Raw genomic sequence first — 17,378 nt, 5'->3', positions numbered from 1 at the left:
ATTGGTGCCAGGGAGGGGAACCTGTACGCCAACTGGCCTCAATCGGGGGGCTTTATTTTATGTCGTTACACCAAGTTGCCATTACCGGCGTCGGACTCCTTTCTCCCGTTGGGCTGGACCCGGCCGAAGCCGTCCAGTCGCTTCGAACGGGGGCCTCGGGTATCCGCCTGATGCACGCCTCGCCGCTTCAGGAGGAATTCGCGGCGGGGGTGATCCCCGTGTCTTTCGAGGACCATTTCACCAAGCTCGAGCGCCCCTTCCTGGACCGGTGCCAGCATCTGGCCATCTTGGCCGCTGGCCAGGCGCTCCGGGAAGCGGGCCTGCCGGACCAGATGGCCGGCTACGGAGGCCGCGCCGGAGTCTATTACGGCAACGTCAATGGAGGTGCAGCAGCCGTCCAAAGCTGGAGTGCGGAGCTGCTGCAACGCGGCAAAACCGCATCGCGCCCCTTCACCGCCATGGCCATCATGGGGAACGCCGGCGCCGCCCAGGTCGCGATTCGTCACAAGATCCACGGACCGGTCATTACCAACGCCAGCGCCTGCGCCTCCTCGGGCGTGGCGATCGGAGAAGCTGCCAGGGCGATTGCCCACGGCTACATCGAGATTGCCTTGGCCGGGGGCGCGGAAGCGCCCTTAACCGCCGGAGTCCTGGGCACGTTCAAGGGCACCAGGGCCATGTCCTCTCCGGACCCGGCGGATGCCTCCCGTACCTGCAAACCATTTTCCAGGGAGCGCACGGGCCTGGTCATCGGGGAAGGGTCCGCCTGGCTCGTGCTGGAGAGCGCCAGCAGCGCCATCGCACGCAACGCACCCATCTTGGCCTACCTTAGCGGCTATGGAATCTCATCGGATTCCCATCACATCGGGATGCCGGAGACCAACGGCCAGGTCGCCGCCCTCCAGGCCGCCTTGGACCATGCAGGGCTCAAGCCTGGCGACATCACCTATATCAATGCCCATGCGACCGCGACCAACGGCGGCGACATCATCGAGGCAGAGTCGATCAGGCGCGTTTTCGGATCCGGTGCCGATGCGCCGTGGGTCAGCTCGACCAAGGCCGTCCATGGCCATCTCATCGGCGCGACAAGCGCGCTCGAGTTGGTCCTTACGATTCTGTCGATGCGGAACGATCTCATCCCGGCCAGCGCCCACCTGGGCGACCCGGATCCCCGATGCGACGTCAACCACGTCGGTTCTTCCCCACTCTCGTCAAAGATCCAGCACGCCCTCAGCTTCTCGTGCGGATTTGGCGGGACAAACGCAGCACTCATCGTTTCAGCCGCACCCCATTAATGCCCATCACGCCCCAATAGGAGTTCACCATGCGAACGCTCAGCCAGCCCACCCCGATTACGCTCAACCGCCAGACGCTTCCCCGCATTACCACCTCGCTACGGAAGCTCGCCAAACCCACTCTCTGCATCGAGATCACCGAAGAACCGTCAAGCGGGGTGCACAACATCACTCCCGAGCTGATCGCCGATTTCAGAAGAATCATGAATGACACCGCGGGCTACTTCGACAGTGTCCCGCGCATCCACAGCGACATCCCCGCCTACGCGGTGATCAAGTCAAGCCACGCGACGTACTTCAGCCAAGGGGGGGACCTGGCGTTCTTCCTGTCGTGTATCCGTCGCGGCGATGCCGACGCCTTGCGCGCCTACTCAATGCGCTGCCTCGAGGTCCTGATGGCGTGGTCGTCCGACTTCAAGCCCTATCTCACCACGGTATCACTGGTGCAGGGCCGGGCCTTGGGCGGCGGCTTCGAGATGGCACTCAGTTCCGACTACATCATTGCCGAGGAACAAAGCACGTTTGGCTTCCCGGAGATCCTGTTTGGGCTGTTTCCCTGCACCGGGGCGATGGGATTGGTCAGTGCACGCACGAACCCCTACGTAGCCGAACGCTTGATGACCAACAAGAAGGTCTACTCCGCGTCTGCTCTATTGGAGATGGGGCTGATCGACGAGGTTTGCGAGCAAGGCGCGGGCGAACGCGCCCTCGAGTGCTTCATCGCCTCGCACTCCAAGCGACGCAAGGCGCGCCTGAAGGTTCAGCAGAGCCGGCACCGCCTTGCCGGCATCGATCTCACCGAAGCGACCCAGGTGGTGGACGATTGGGTCGCAACGGCCATTGACCTCGATCAAGAAGAGATCCGTCAGCTGGAGATGCTGATCCTGATGCAGCAGGGGGAGCAGCCGGATTCGGAGCGGAGAAAGGTTGCCTGACCGGGCGCGCTAGTGATTGACCGCGTGAGGCGGGGCCAGGCCCCGCTTCACCTCTCCAAGCGCCGCGAGGGTGTTCTCCATGGTCTCCGAGACATCCCTTTGCCATCGGCCCTGATCGGATTCCAGCCCGGTATAGGTCAACTCCATCATCCTGCCTGCTAGCGATCCGAGGCGAACGGCACCGACACTCAGTGCAACACCTTTCATGGTGTGCGCAACCCGATGCACGGCAGGAATCTGCATATCCATGATGGCCCGGGACATGTCATCACGCAATGTGGTCAGATCCGCCATCGCATCGCCAATGATTCGAATCAGGAACTCTGGCGTGTCCTTGATCTCCCGAAGGGCATCAATCATATCCAGGTCGACGTAAGCGATCGGGACGGTACTCAGCTCAGCTGTCCCTCGCTTCGCATGGCTAGGCGCAGAGGCACCGGCCGCGGCTTCGCCGGGGAACGTCACGGCGAAGGCTTGCCTGATCTTCTCGAAGGTCACCGGCTTGTAGATGACGCCGGCGGCATCCAGTCCTTCGAGAAGGCGGGCAGTCATTTCCGATGTGTCGGCGGTGACAAAGAACGTGGGAATGATGTCGACCCGGCTGAACTTATAGGTCTGGAACACCATGGCGCCGTCGACGCCATCCATGTTGTAGTCGAGGAAAACGATGTCGAAGGACTCGGACGCAAGCATGCCAAGCGCCTCGTGGCCACTGGTGACCGCTGTGACCAGGTGCCCGTCCTTCTGAAGCATCTGCTTCATCAGTTCGAGGTTGATCGCGTTGTCATCGGCGATGAGCACCCGCTTGGAATGAACATTCAGGGCGTGACCGGCTGAACTTCCGGACACCGCGGCAGCTTCGGGTGCGCTGTCGATCTTGAACTCGAGCACGAACCAGAACACGCTCCCCTCGCCTACTGTGCTCGTGACGTGGAGCTCGCCTCCCATCCCGGTCACCAGCTCCTTGGCGATCGTGGTCCCGAGGCCGGTACCACCGCTCGCGTGGGTTCTCCCTTCTGCCACCTGGTAAAACGGCTCGAATATCCTCTCCAGGTGTTCCGGGGCAATACCGATCCCGGTATCCGTCACGCCGAACCAGACCTGATACGCGGTGTCGTTGCTGGACACCATCCGCAACTGCAGCGTGATCGACCCCTGCTCGGTGAACTTGACGGCGTTGCCTGCCAGGTTTGTCAGCACCGCCACGATCTCGTCCTCATGACCGATGACAGGGCGCTTGATGCTCTCGTCATAGTCGAGATGGACGGCAAGTCCCTTCGCCTCAGCAATCGACTCCAACGACTTGTAGGCGCGGTTCGCGGTGTCCGCCAGATGGAAGGAGCGCTGCCTTCGCGCGTTGCGATGTCGGCGATGCTCGATCGTGGATAGCTCGAGGAGTTGCTTGATCTCGGCTTCCAGGGAGTTGGCCAGGTGCTGGATCGACCGCGCCCGCTTTACGGTATCCGCCTCCCTCGACTCGACCTCCATCAGCTGCGATGCTGCGATGATCCCGGTCAGAGGCGTGCGCAGCTCATGGCTAACCTTGGCCAGCAGCCTGGATTTCGCCTGGCTCTCATGTTCCGCCAGCGCCTTGGCTGCCCGAATTCTCTTGATCAGGAACGATGCATATACCGGAACAAGGACAAGGAGCACCATGTGAGACAAGGCATACAGCAGGTGGTCCTGCCAGGCTGGCGCCAGGGTGATGACGACCAGGAAACCGACCAGCGACATCACCTGGCACACGTGCATTGGACTCGCGCCGACCCGGAATCCGAAGCCAAGGATCGTGAACAGGTACATCCCCACGACGAGGAACGCCGACTCGCCTGCGATGAAGAGCCAAGCCGAGAGGAACAGTGGATCGATGACTGCGGTGACCATCACAAGATCGCGCAGGGTCAACGCCCCCGGCCTCGCCGCCAGGTAGCGGGCGGCGCCGGCATACAGACCATAGAAGCAGTAGATACCCAGGACGACCGCGGCGTTGGCTTTCGCCTCGTATGGGACGAGGTAGTGGATCAGCACAATGGCCGTAGCCACCAGAAGACCGAACTTCAGGCGGAAGTCCGCCTGGGCAGCCACGTTCCTCTGCAGTTCCTCGGGGCTCAGTCTTTCCATCTAGTCCTGGTGCCTCACTGATGCGTTGCGCTGGGAATGCACGTATCCTAAGCAAGATCCAGACCACCATCTCCTTAGGGCTTCTCAAAAATGGATAATCAGGACATCCTGCGCCGGCTGGCCGGTATTCTCCAGGAAACCTATGGGGTGGATGAAACGGCGATCTTGCCTGACGCGAAGCTGTCTGACTTGAACATTGATTCAATGATCACAGCCGACCTGATGATCGAGATCGAGGATGCCCTGGACTTCACGTTCACGAACATGGAGCTACCACGTGATGCCACAGTTCAGGACGTTGTTGACCTCGTCCAACTGAACCTGGAGGCCAAGGCCTCCTAAGCGGGTGCTCTTGCACCGAAGCCGAGTCCACGCTCCACCGCCGCAGATAGCGCCGCCGCGTGGACCGGTGCGGGCACAAGCTGTTGGCACCTTCCGGTGTGTCGCGGCTGGCATGCGCCTTGCAGGCATTCTCCCTGGCACGAATGGTGCTTCCCTAAGGCGTTCCTGTTTGCGCGGACTGAGGCGTCAGCCGGGTGGCACGGGCACGCGGCCGGAGATTCGTAGGAGCGCGCCATGCGCGCGATGCCGCGGACATCGTGCCGCCACGCGATTCTGTCCACCGGCATGCCTTCCGGCCCGCGGCGCATGAAACGCATGGTTCGGGCTGCCGCCGATCACATCGGGCCCGAAGCTTTTTTTTTCGGCACGGGCGGTCCGGCACCTTTGGCCTGCCATCCGAATCCGCCTCGAAACAACACGCGAGCCATAGAGATCCCGACCACTTTCGCCGGGCCTCCGAACCGCTTGATACGCCCTTGATCACGGCTGTGCTTCGATGGACGCCAACCCGAGGCGATGACATCGCCGCCAGACGCGGATCCGCCCGCGAGGAGCACGTCGTGACCATCAACAAAGACAGCAACCCACCCAAGCGCATTCATCATCCCAACCGGCCCGATGGCAACCCGCAGGCGCACGAGCGGCTGCGGCCGGAGGGCTACAAATCGGGCGAAGAGCGGGATCCTCGAGACGACCGGATCCAGGGCAGCGAACGCACGCAGAAGCAGGGCCGCGGGAACGATCCCGACCGCGGATGAGCCCCCTCCGGGCCAACCACCCTGCTGCCGGGCGCGGTAGCGTTCGCCCAAACCGGGGGTTCGTCCCCGACGCGAATGGCGCCTACTGGTGCTTCGCCCGATCGCCAGGTACCACACCCTGCACCGCAGCTTCGTAGGAGCACGCCATGCGCGCGATGCCGCGGGTGTGTGTGTCGTTCGTCCTTGTCATCCCGGAGACGCCAGTCGAAGGCCGAATGGCACAACATCTCATTCCGATCAATTGCGCCTGGCGGGTGGCCGCAATAGACTCGGCACCGAACGTACTCGGCGAGGCGTGCTCTCGACAGCGCCCGGAACAGGACATCCGCATGCGCTCCAGACCATTCGGCCGCACCGGCCGCGCCGTCGGCGAAATCGGCTTCGGTGCCTGGGCCATCGGTGACGCCTGGGGCAAGGTCGACGACAACGCATCCATCGCCGCGTTGCACGCAGCGCTCGATGCCGGCCTGGATTTCATCGACACCGCCGACGTCTACGGCGATGGCCATTCTGAGCGGTTGATCGCACGGGTGCTGAAGGAACGCGGCGGCGAGCGTCCGTTCGTGGCAACCAAGGTCGGCCGTCGCCTGCCGCAGCAGACCGTCGAGGGTTACAGCGCGGAGAACCTGGTCGCCTTCGTCGACCGCAGCCTGCGCAACCTCGAAGTCGACGCGCTCGACCTGGTGCAGCTGCATTGCCCGCCGACCGACCTGTACTACCACCCGGAAGCCTTCGAGCGGATGGAGTGGCTGGTGGAGCAAGGCAAGATCCGCCATTACGGGGTCAGCGTCGAACGCGTGGAGGAAGCGCTCAAGGCGATCGAATACCCGGGCGTGGTCAGCGTGCAGATGATCTACAACATGTTCCGCCAGCGCCCGGCCGAACTGTTCTTTGAGCAGGCACGAGCGAAGAACGTGGCGATCATCGCCCGGGTGCCGCTGGCCAGCGGCCTGCTCAGCGGCAAGTTCGGACCCGACACGACATTCGAAAGCAGCGACCACCGCCAATTCAACCGTCATGGCGAGGCCTTCGACGTCGGCGAGACCTTTTCCGGCGTGCCCTATGAAATCGGCCTGGCTGCGGTGGAAAAGCTCCGCCCCCTGGTGCCCGAGGGCGCGACCATGGCGCAGCTGGCCCTGCGTTGGATCCTGATGTCGGAAGCCGTCACCGTGGTGATCCCCGGCGCGCGCAATTCGCAGCAGGCGCTGGCCAACATCGCCGCAACCGCGCTACCGCCGCTGCCCGCCGACACCATGGATGCCGTCGCGCGGATCTACGCCGAGGACATCAGGCCGTACGTGCACCAGCGCTGGTGAGCGATGCCGTCGCCCCGCCTTCAACGTCTCCACGTTCCCGTGCGCGTTGACGCACCGGGCCGGGTTTACTTCTCTGACAGGCTAGCCTGGGATCACGCGCGCCACGTGTCTGGCGTTTCAGCCGCCGCCGGGTCCGGAACGTAGTTTCGCCATCTGTTCGCGCAGTTCCGCCACTTCGGCTTCCAGCGCCGGCAAGCGCGCCTCCAATGCCGGGTTGCGTTTCGGCCGAGGTGCGTGCCGGCGCGCGTGCGGCGATGGCGGCGATGTCCACCGGTCCCGCCAGCAGGTGGGCGTAGCGATCCTCGCGCTGGCCAGGATCGCGCGGCACCAGCACGACCAGGGCGGGCTGCCGTTGGCTCAGGCGGTCGAGGTGATGGTGCACGTCCTCGGCCTCGGCGAACCGGCCAAGCACTTGAAAAGGACGATGGGTCGCCAACATCCGAACCTGGGCCGGTATTGCCTGCCTGAGGTCGAACGACGCCGAACGCCAGCACACCTACCGAGGCCTGTTCGAAACCGAACTCCCGTCAAACCACTCGCTGCCCGGCGCGTCGTCGGCCTCGCGCCCCGCGGCCGTCCCAAGGCACAGGATAAGTGAACCTCCCCATTTCTCTTTTCTCCTGGGCCCTGAACCTTCTCCGCATGTCGATCTTTCACAACTTATCGTCATAAGGATGCAATGATGGACGCAACGACGGCGATCTGCCCTCACAGGATCGAAGATGCCGCACGTTTGGAGGATTCTCAGTCATTGGCTACGCCTACGCCGGCGTTTGTGGCGCTGGCAGCGGGCGGCCATCCAGAAGCTCCCGCAGCTGGAAGAGCCGCTGCGTTCGCAGCTGCTCAGCGCCGAACAGATGGAAGTCTATGGCCGTGCGCTGGCGCACGCACATCGGCTGCGTTCGCATCCGGGACAGGAGATGCTGCTGGCGCGGCTGAAGGAGAACGAGGGCCTGCTGGACGATGCCGCCACCATGCTGACGCGCATGGTGCAGGATGAGGTGCGGATCAGCCCGGCCGGCGAATGGCTGCTGGACAACTACTACCTGGTCGAAGAGCAGATCCGTACCGCGCGGCGGCATCTGCCCAAAGGCTACAGCCGCCAGCTGCCGTCGCTGAGCGAAGGCCCGTCGGCGGATCTGCCGCGGGTATACGACATGTCGACCCAGGTCATCGCCCACGGCGATGGCCGTATCGACGCCGAGTCCATCGGCCGCTTCGTCGCCGCCTACCAGTCGGTCAGCCCGCTCAAGCTCGGCGAGCTGTGGGCGATCCCGATCATGTTGCGACTGGCCCTGATCGAGAACCTGAGACGGGTCGCCGTGCGGGTGATGCGCGACGGCGCCGCCCATCGGCTGGCCGCAGATTGGGCGGGCCTGCTCAACGAAACCGCAGCCAACCGTCCCAAGGACGTAGTGCTGGCGGTTGCCGACATGGCGCGTTCGGAGCCGCCGCTGTCCGGAGCCTTCGTGGCCGAGCTGACGCGAGGACTGCAGGGCCGCGGAGCGCAGCTGTCGATGGCGGCGATCTGGATCGAGCAGTGGGTGGCCGACGGTGGCCACCGGATCGAGGAACTGGTGCACGCCGAGGGTCAGCAGCAGGCCGCCGACCAGGTATCGATCAGCAACAGCATCGGCAGCCTGCGCTTCCTGTCCAACATGGACTGGCGCATCTTCGTCGAGACGATGAGCGTCGTCGACCAGACCCTGCGCGAGGACCCCGCGGGCACCTATGCATCGATGGACTTCAGCACGCGCGACGCCTACCGGCATGTGGTGGAGAAGCTCGCAAGGCGCAGCGGCGCCGGCGAGATCGAAGTGGCGCGCATCGCGTTGCGGATGGCACAGGCGCACCCGGCGCCCGGCGACCCACAGACGCATGTGGGCTATTACCTGGTCGATGACGGGCTGGCGCAGGCCCAAGCGGCGGTGGCGGCTTCCGCCGGTCGGCGGGTGTGGCTGCTTCCGCGCAAGATTCCGCTGCCGGTCTATCAGGCGCCCATCGTGCTGATTGCCGCGCTGTTCACCACCGCCCTGCTTTCCGGCGCGGTGGCAGCGATCCACCCGGCGCTGCTGTGGCTGCTGGCAGGACTTGCCCTGCTCGCTTCCAGCGAACTCGGCATCGTCCTGGTCAACTGGATCGTGACCGTGTTGATCCCGCCGCGGCCGTTGCCGCGGATGGATTTTTCCACCGGCATACCGGCGCGATCGCGAACGCTGGTGGCGGTGCCCAGCATGCTGGGCAGCCTCGCTGCAGTGGACGGATTGGTCGATGGGCTGGAGATCCGTTTCCTGGCCAATCGCGATCGGCATCTGCACTTTGCGTTGCTGACCGACTTTCTGGACGCCGACCGACAGCATCTCCCCGGCGACGAGGCATTGCTGGCGCGTGCGGCGCAACAGATCGAACGCCTCAACGCACGCTATGCGCCGGAAAGCGGCGATCGCTTCTTCCTGTTCCATCGCGCACGCCGCTGGAACCGCAGCGAACGCACATGGATGGGCTACGAGCGCAAGCGCGGCAAGTTGGCCGCGCTCAACCGGCTGCTGCGCGGAAAAGGCCTTGACGACGACTTCTTCCGCGTGGTCGGCAATACCGGACCATTAACCGACGTGCGCTATGTGATCACGCTGGACTCCGACACCCGTCTGCCGCGCGATGCCGCACGCGAGTTCGTCGCCACGCTGGGGCATCCGTTGAACCAGGCGCGGTTCGACCCGCGCTGCCGGCACGTCACCCGCGGCTACGGCATCCTGCAGCCCAGCATCGGCAGCAGCATGGGCGGGAGCCCCATCACGCGCTATGCGCGCATGTTCGGCAGCGAACCGGGCATCGACCCGTATACGCGCACGGTGTCGGACGTGTACCAGGACCTGTTCGGCGAAGGCTCGTTCGTCGGCAAGGGCATCTACGATGTGGATGCGTTCGAGCATGCGCTGGAAGACCGGTTCCCGGAAAACCGCATTCTCAGTCACGACCTGCTGGAAGGCTGCTATGCGCGGGCCGGGCTGGTCAGCGACGTCCGCCTGTTCGAGGACTACCCGTCGCGCTATGCCATCGACGTGAAGCGGCGTTACCGCTGGATACGCGGCGACTGGCAGCTGTTGCCGTGGCTGCTGCCGTGGGCGCCGCGCATGCACGGCGGCTACGAACGCAATCCGCTGTCGTGGCTGTCGCGCGGCAAGCTGCTCGACAACCTGCGCCGCAGCCTGGTGCCCGCTGCCGCGGTGGCGCTGCTGGTGCTGGGCTGGGCGCTGCTGCCGCAGCCATTGGCATGGACGTTGTGGCTGTTGTGCCTGTGGCTGCTTCCGGTGCTGGTTCCGGCGGCGCGGGACGCCGTGGTCAAGCCCCTGGACATGACCCTGGAAGCCCACTGGCTGCAGGTCGGCAAGGATGTCCTGCGCCAGTCGTGGCGCGCGGCGGTCAATCTGGCCTGCCTGCCTTACGAGGCTTTTTACAGCCTGGGCGCGATCGCGCGCACGCTGTGGCGGATGGCCATCAGCCGTCGCCGCCTGCTGCAATGGAGCCCGTCCAGCGAAGTGGAGCGCAAGCTCGGCAGCGGCGGCGGCGCGGATCTGCGCGGCATGGCCTTCGCGCCGCTGTTCGCCTTCGCCGTGGCCGCACTGCTGTGGCGGACCAATCCGCCGGCGCTGTGGGTGGCCGCTCCGATCCTGGCGCTATGGATCGTGTCTCCCGCGCTGATGGCCTGGCTGGGCCGTCCGATCAGGCGGCTGCGCCCGCGCCTGTCGCCTGCGCAGCTGGCGTTCCTGGGCCGGCTGGCGCGGCGGACCTGGGCATTCTTCGAAACCCAGATCCGCGCCGAAGATCACTGGCTGCCGCCGGACAACATCCAGGAGCACCCGACGTTCCTGATCGCGCGCCGCACCTCGCCGACCAATATCGGGCTTTCGCTGCTGGCCAACCTGGCGGCCCACGACTTCGGTTACCTGCAGCCCGGCGGCGTCGTCGAACGCACCCGCCTGACGCTGGCGTCGATGGAACTGCTGCCGCGTTATCGCGGGCATTTCTACAACTGGTATGACACCGAAACGCTGCAGCCGCTGCACCCGCACTATGTTTCGACCGTCGACAGCGGCAACCTGGCCGGGCACCTGCTCACGCTGCGCCAGGGACTGCTGGCGCTGGTCGATGCCCCGGTGCTGGCGCCGCGCACCTTCTCCGGCATGGCCGACACGCTGGGCGTGCTCGAACAGGCCCGGCAGTCGGAGGCCGACGCCGACGGCAGACTGGAACAGGCGCTGATCCTGTTCCGCCGCCGCCTCGAGGCCCTCCTGGCGCAACCGGCCGCTACCCTGGCCGACGCCGACGGCGCGCTTGCCGGGCTGTCCTCGCAGGCACAGGCGATCGCCGCGGCATGGCCGTCAGCCGCCGACGCGGGCGAGCAGGAGCCGGCACCGCGTTGGCCGGCGATGCTCGCCGACGCCTGCCTGGCGGCGCACGCCGAACTGTCGCATTTCGCGCTCCTGCCGTCGCCGCAGGACGAACAAGCCGGTCCCACAGACGCGAACGGCGCCGGCGGCATTCCCAGCCTGCGCGAACTGGCGACGGGATCGCACGGCGCGCTGGCCCAGCAGCGCGCACGCGAACGCATCCAACAGCTCGAACGGCTGGCGCACCAGGCCGGCCAGTATTCGCTGATGGAGTACGGCTTCCTCTACGACCCTGCCCGCCATCTGCTGTCGATCGGCTACAACGTCGACGAACGCCGGATCGACGCCAGCTACTACGACCTGCTGGCATCCGAAGCCAGGCTCGGTAATTTCGTCGCCATCGCCCAGGGACAGCTGCCACAGGAGAGCTGGTTCGCACTCGGCCGCCTGATGACCGAAGTCAACGGCGCCGCCACGCTGCTGTCGTGGAGCGGCTCGATGTTCGAGTACCTGATGCCGCAGCTGGTGATGCCCAGCTATCCCGACACGCTGCTGGACCAGACGATGCGGCATGTGGTCGAGGCGCAGATCGACTACGGCGCGCAACGCGACGTGCCCTGGGGAATCTCCGAGTCCGGCTACAACGCGGTCGATGCGCGGACGAACTATCAGTACCGTGCATTCGGAGTGCCCGGGCTGGGGCTCAAGCGCGGCCTCGGCCAGGAACTGGTGGTGGCGCCCTACGCCAGCATGATGGCGCTGATGGTGGCGCCAGAAGCGGCGTGCAGGAACCTGCAGCGCATGACGGACATGGGGTTCGGCGGGCATTACGGCCTGCACGAGGCGATCGACTTCACCCCGTCGCGAGTTCCGCCCGGACAGGACCATGCGCTCGTGCGCTCGTTCATGGCCCATCACCAGGGCATGGGGCTGCTGGCGCTGGATTACCTGCTGCACGATCGGCCGATGCAGAAGCGGTTCGTCGCCGATGCCGAGTTCCAGGCCACGCTGCTGCTGCTGCAGGAGCGCATTCCGCGCATGGGCGTATTCCACCCGCACGAAGCCGAAGCCGATATCGCGCGCGCCGCATCGGCCGATGCTGAGACCGAAATGCAGCTGCGCGTCTTCCGCACCCCCGACGCCCCGCGGCCGGCCGTGCAGATGCTGTCCAACGGCCGCTACCACGGCCTGCTGACCCATACCGGCGGCGGCTACAGCCGTTTGCGCGACATGGCGGTCACCCGCTGGCGCGAGGACGGTACCCGCGACCATTGGGGAAGCTTCTGCTATCTGCGCGATGTGGAAAGCGGCGACTTCTGGTCCACCGCCTACCAGCCGACCTGCGTGGCCGTGGACCAGTACGAGGCGATCTTCTCCGACGCCAAGGCCGAATTCCGCGGCCGCAAGCGCGGCTACGAGGCCCATCTGGAAATCGCCATCTCGGCCGAGGACGACATCGAGCTGCGCCGGCTGCGATTGAGCAACCGTTCGCGCCAGCCGCGCATGATCGAAATCACCACCTATGCCGAAGTCGTGCTGGCGCCGGCCATTGCCGACGAAATGCACCCGGCTTTCAGCAACCTGTTCGTGCAAAGCGAGATCGTGCGCGAAAAGCAGGCGCTGCTGTGCACGCGGCGGGCGCGTTCGCACGACGAAACGCCGCCCTGGATGTTCCACCTGGTCGCCGTGCACGACGCCGACATCAGCGAAATCTCCTATGAAACCGACCGCGCGCGCTTCCTCGGCCGCGGAAACACGCCACGCCGGCCCGACGCCCTGACCCGGCGCGAGCCGCTGTCGGATTCGGCCGGCTCGGTGCTGGACCCGATCGTGGCGATCCGCTGCCGGATCGTCCTGGCGCCGGAGCAGACCGCGATCATCGACATGGTCACCGGCGTCGGCGGCGATCGCGATGCCTGCGCGGCGCTGATCGACAAGTATCGCGACCGCCATCTGGCCGACCGCGTGTTCGACCTGGCCTGGACCCACAGCCAGGTGGTCAGGCGTCAGATCAACGCCTCGCAGGCCGATGCGCAGCTCTACGAAAGACTGGCCGGGCTGATGATCTACGCGCATCCATTCCTGCGCGCGGACGGCGAGACCCTGCTGCAGAACCGCCGCGGCCAGTCCGGATTATGGGGACACGCGATTTCCGGCGACCTGCCGATCGTGCTGCTGCAGGTCGCCGACGCCGACAATATCGAGTTGGTGCGCCAGATGGTGCAGGCGCACGCCTACTGGCGGCTCAAGGGCTTGCATACCGATCTGGTGATCTGGAACGAAAGCCAGGCCAGCTACCGGCAGCAGCTGCAGGAACGGATCCTGGGCATGGTCTCGGCCGATCCCGAGTTCAACGTTCTCGAGCGCCCGGGCGGCATCTTCGTGCGCCCGGCGCAGCAGATCTCGCAGGAAGACCGGATTCTGCTGCAGTCGATCGCGCGCGTGATCGTCAATGACCGGCACGGCACGCTGGCCATGCAGGTCGGCCATCATGTGCCGCCTGAACGCGACATCGCCCTGCTGTTTCCGGACGGGGCCCCGGCCGCGCCGGGACAGCCGCAGCCGCCGCCGCCGGATGCCGACCCGGTACCGGGACTGCCGCCTCACCGGGTGCTGGGCGAGGACGAGGACCTGTGGCCGTTCGAACCCGCCGCCGACGCGGCCCTGTTCGACAACGGCACCGGCGCGTTCTCGGGCGACGGCCGCGAGTACGTGTGCGTGCTGCGCGAAGGTGCGCCGACGCCGGCGCCGTGGTCCAACGTGATGGCCAACCCGCGCCTGGGCACCGTGGTCAGCGAAAGTTCGCCCGGCTATACCTGGTTCGAGAATGCGCACGAGTTCCGGCTGACGCCCTGGCACAACGATCCGGTTTCCGACACCGGCGGCGAAGCGTTCTACCTGCGCGACGAGGAAACCGGCCGGGTCTGGTCGCCGATGCCGTTGCCCTGCCCCGGCAGCGGCGCGTATCGCACCCGTCATGGCTTCGGCTACAGCGTGTACGAGCACATCGAGGACGGCATCGTCAGCGAACTGTGGGTGTACGTGGCGCTGGAGGACGCGGTCAAGTTCTCGGTGCTCAGGCTGCGCAACCTGTCCGGACGTACGCGCCGCCTGTCCGCCACCGGCTATGTGGAGTGGGTGCTGGGCGACATCCGCGCCAGATCGCAGATGCACGTGGTCAGCGAAATCGACGGCGGCAGCGGCGCGCTGACCGCACGCAACCCCTACAACACCGAGTTCCACGGACGCGTGGCGTTCTTCGACACCGATGCGCAGGATCGCAGCTTCACCGCCGACCGCACCGAATTCATCGGCCGCAACGGCAGCCTGGCCGCGCCGGCGGCGCTGCGGCGCGAGCGCCTTTCCGGAAAGCTCGGCGTCGGGCTGGATCCCTGCGCCGCGATCCAGGTCGGGATCGAACTGGCGGCGGGGGAACGCCGCGAGACGGTGTTCCGCCTCGGCGCCGCCGCCGACCATCCCGCGGCAACCGCGCTGGCGGCGCGGACGCAAGGCGCGTCTGCCGCGTACGACGCGCTGGACGCGGTCCGCATGCACTGGCTGGACACATTGGGCGCGGTGCGGGTCTCCACGCCGGAACCGGCCGTGGATGTGCTGGCCAACGGCTGGCTGCTGTACCAGACCCTGGCCTGCCGGTATGTCGCCCGCAGCGGCTATTACCAGTCTGGCGGCGCGTTCGGCTTCCGCGACCAGTTGCAGGACACGATGGCGACGGTGCACGCGAAGCCGGCGCTGACCCGCGCGCATCTGCTGCTCAGCGCCGCCCATCAGTTTCCGCAGGGCGATGTGCTGCACTGGTGGCATCCGCCGCAGGGACGCGGCGTACGCACGCGCTGTTCGGACGACTACCTGTGGCTGCCGCTGGCCGCGTGCCGCTATCTGGACGTCACCGGCGACACCAGCGTGCTGGACGAACGGATTCGCTTCATCGAAGGACGGCTAGTCGATGCCGACGAGGAATCCTATTACGATCTGCCGGCGGCATCCGGTGTGCGTTCCTCGTTCTACGACCACTGCGTGCGCGCGCTCAAGCGCGGCTGCGCCTTGCTCGGCGAGCGCGACCTGCCGCTGATCGGCACCGGCGACTGGAACGACGGCATGAACCGCGTCGGCGAAGGCGGCAAGGGCGAAAGCGTCTGGCTGGGCTTCTTCCTGTTCGCTGCGCTGCAGCGGTTCCGCGAGGTCGCGCAGGATCGCGGCGACGACGATTTCGTCCGCCATTGCAGCGATGCCTCGAAACTGCTTCAGGAGAGCCTGGAAGCTCACGCCTGGGATGGGCAGTGGTATCGGCGCGCCTGGTTCGACGACGGCACGCCGCTGGGCTCGAAACGGAGCGACGAGTGCAGGATCGACTCGATCTCGCAAAGCTGGTCGGTATTGTCCGGCGCCGCGGACCCACAACGGGCGCGGCAGGCGATGGCGTCGCTGGACCGCCATCTGGTGCGCCGCGACGCCGGACTGGTCCAACTACTCGACCCGCCGTTCGACAAGACCGGCAAGGATCCCGGCTACATCCGCGGCTATGTCCCCGGCGTGCGCGAGAACGGCGGCCAGTACACGCATGCCGCGGTGTGGGCGGCGATGGCGTTCGCGCAGCTGGGCGACGACGAACGCGCATGGGAACTGGCGCGGATGATCAATCCCATCAGCCACACCCAGGACGCCGACAGCGTCGGCCGCTACAAGGTCGAGCCCTACGTGCTGGCGGCCGACGTCTACGGGGTCGAGCCGCATGTCGGGCGCGGCGGCTGGACCTGGTACACCGGCTCGGCGGGCTGGATGTACCGGCTGCTGACCGAATCGCTGCTGGGCCTGCAGCGCAACGGCGACCGATTGCGCCTCAAGCCCTGCATCCCGGCGCACTGGCCGGGCTATCGCCTGCAATACCGCCATGGCGAAAGCCGGTACCTGATCGAAGTGGTGCAGACCGCGGACGGGCCGGCCACGCTGGCGCTGGACGGGGTCGAACAGTCGGACCTGTGCATCCCGCTGGTCGATGATCGCTCCGTTCACCACGTGCTGGCGCACTGGCCACGGCCGCGCCCCATGACCTCGCCCGCCGCCAAGCCGACCGAAGCCGCGTAACGACCGGAGATCCGTAGGAGCGCGCCATGCGCGCGATGCCGCGCCAGGCAGCCCTTTCCGCCGCAGTGAAGCATGGGCCGTCGCCACGGGCGGTGTCAGTGATAGCCCGCATCTCGAGCCAACGAGTACCGCGCGCATGGCGCGCTCCTACGAAGCGGCGGCGCAGGTCCGGTCTTATTGCGGTGCCGGGAACACGAACTCGACCACCACCGGGAAGTGATCCGACGGATAGCGGTCCCGTTCGTGCCCGGTCACGGTGCGCACCGACAGCGGCTGCAGACCGCGGTACAGGATCCAGTCGATGCGGCGCTCGGCCTTGCCGGTGAAGCCGTGGAATGTCGCGGCCGGGCCCGTGCGGTGCGGTGCAGCGTCCCAGGCGTCGCGTAGTGTCGCGGTGAGCAAGGCGTGCGCGCGACGGTCGGGCGTGGTGTTGAAGTCGCCGGTGACGATCACCGGAACGTCCGCAGGCAGCTCCGACAGGCGCGAGGCGATCAGCCGCGCGCCGCGCTCGCGCGCGTCTTCGTCTTCGTCGCGATACGGCAGGTGGGTGTTGAAGAGATGGAAGCGGCGCCGGTCGGCCAGCCGCTTGAACACCGCCCAGGTCACCATGCGCGGAAGCGGATGGCCCCAGCTGATGCTGCCCGGCACCTCGGGCGTGTCGGAGAGCCAGAAGTCACCCGACTCGACCACGCGCAGGCGATCGTTGCGGTAGAACACGCCCATGTGCTCGTCGTCGTGACCGCCGCGCCGGTCGCGCCCGAACCACGCGTACTGCGGCAGGCGGCGGACGAGATCGTCGGCCTGCGCCTCGTGCAGCTCCTGCGCGCCGATGACGTCGGGGTCCTGCGCGCGCACCATGTCCGCGATCAACGCCTTGCGCCGCTCCCAGCGGTCGGCCCCGTCGGACTCGACCGGCAGGCGGATGTTGAAGCTCATCACCCGCAGCGCCTGTGCCTGTGGCGGGGTTTGCGGGTGCGACGACGTTGCGGCCAGCGACAGTGAGGCAAAAGCGAGGGCGGCGATGCTACGCGGCAGGGAGAGCATGTGGCGGACCGGGAAGCGGCTGTCATGGGCAGCATAGCGGCCGGCCGGTGCAGCCTGCGTGGCGACGCGCTCA

Annotated in this window: 8 protein-coding genes; 6 read left to right on the top strand and 2 right to left on the bottom strand. The window is 66.3% G+C overall.

The features are described from left to right. Positions 1–59: 59 nt before the first annotated feature. Together FXO19_RS00435 and FXO19_RS00430 are read left to right on the top strand one after the other, a co-directional pair. Positions 60–1,295 carry a beta-ketoacyl-[acyl-carrier-protein] synthase family protein gene (locus tag FXO19_RS00435; RefSeq protein WP_149193097.1) on the top strand — a complete coding sequence of 412 codons (1,236 nt, stop codon included), beginning with the start codon at positions 60–62 and terminating at the stop codon, positions 1,293–1,295. Between the two features lie 29 nt (positions 1,296–1,324). After that, complete coding sequence (locus FXO19_RS00430) at positions 1,325–2,230, top strand: crotonase/enoyl-CoA hydratase family protein (protein ID WP_149193096.1); 906 nt, start codon at positions 1,325–1,327, stop codon at positions 2,228–2,230. 9 nt (positions 2,231–2,239) lie between these two features. Here the strand turns inward: FXO19_RS00430 and FXO19_RS00425 are convergent, their stop codons facing one another. Beyond that, positions 2,240–4,351, bottom strand: a complete 2,112-nt coding sequence (locus tag FXO19_RS00425; protein ID WP_149193095.1) for an ATP-binding protein — start codon at positions 4,349–4,351, stop codon at positions 2,240–2,242. A 90-nt stretch (positions 4,352–4,441) separates the two neighbouring features. Between FXO19_RS00425 and FXO19_RS00420 the strand changes: the two genes are divergently transcribed. The 4 genes from FXO19_RS00420 (at position 4,442) to FXO19_RS00405 (ending at position 16,261) form a co-directional block, all read left to right on the top strand. Then, complete coding sequence (locus tag FXO19_RS00420; RefSeq protein WP_149193094.1) at positions 4,442–4,693, top strand: acyl carrier protein; 252 nt, start codon at positions 4,442–4,444, stop codon at positions 4,691–4,693. A gap of 560 nt (positions 4,694–5,253) precedes the next feature. Then, entirely contained in the window at positions 5,254–5,451 is a 198-nt protein-coding gene (locus tag FXO19_RS00415) for a hypothetical protein (RefSeq protein ID WP_149193093.1), read from the top strand. 329 nt (positions 5,452–5,780) lie between these two features. Continuing rightward, a complete protein-coding gene (locus FXO19_RS00410) occupies positions 5,781–6,767 on the top strand; it encodes an aldo/keto reductase (RefSeq protein ID WP_149193092.1) in 987 nt (328 codons plus the stop codon). Between the two features lie 722 nt (positions 6,768–7,489). After that, positions 7,490–16,261 (top strand): glycoside hydrolase family 94 protein, encoded by an 8,772-nt coding sequence (locus FXO19_RS00405; protein WP_149193091.1) that lies wholly within the window; start codon positions 7,490–7,492, stop codon positions 16,259–16,261. Between the two features lie 174 nt (positions 16,262–16,435). Here FXO19_RS00405 and FXO19_RS00400 read toward each other — a convergent pair whose 3' ends face one another. Continuing rightward, on the bottom strand, positions 16,436–17,296 hold the full coding sequence (locus tag FXO19_RS00400; RefSeq protein ID WP_425481430.1) for an endonuclease/exonuclease/phosphatase family protein: 861 nt from the start codon (positions 17,294–17,296) through the stop codon (positions 16,436–16,438). Positions 17,297–17,378: the final 82 nt, after the last annotated feature.

This window comes from Luteimonas suaedae, from assembly GCF_008312895.1.
In the GTDB taxonomy this organism is placed as follows: domain Bacteria; phylum Pseudomonadota; class Gammaproteobacteria; order Xanthomonadales; family Xanthomonadaceae; genus Luteimonas; species Luteimonas suaedae.
This window is presented reverse-complemented; position numbering and strand designations above follow the sequence as displayed.

Excerpts from the sequence above, each read along its gene's own strand:
- FXO19_RS00435 (WP_149193097.1), top strand. The coding sequence starts at position 60 with ATGTCGTTACACCAAGTTGCCATTACCGGCGTCGGACTCCTTTCTCCC.
- FXO19_RS00430 (WP_149193096.1), top strand. The coding sequence starts at position 1,325 with ATGCGAACGCTCAGCCAGCCCACCCCGATTACGCTCAACCGCCAGACG.
- FXO19_RS00425 (WP_149193095.1), bottom strand. The coding sequence starts at position 4,351 with ATGGAAAGACTGAGCCCCGAGGAACTGCAGAGGAACGTGGCTGCCCAG.
- FXO19_RS00420 (WP_149193094.1), top strand. The coding sequence starts at position 4,442 with ATGGATAATCAGGACATCCTGCGCCGGCTGGCCGGTATTCTCCAGGAA.
- FXO19_RS00410 (WP_149193092.1), top strand. The coding sequence starts at position 5,781 with ATGCGCTCCAGACCATTCGGCCGCACCGGCCGCGCCGTCGGCGAAATC.
- FXO19_RS00405 (WP_149193091.1), top strand. The coding sequence starts at position 7,490 with ATGCCGCACGTTTGGAGGATTCTCAGTCATTGGCTACGCCTACGCCGG.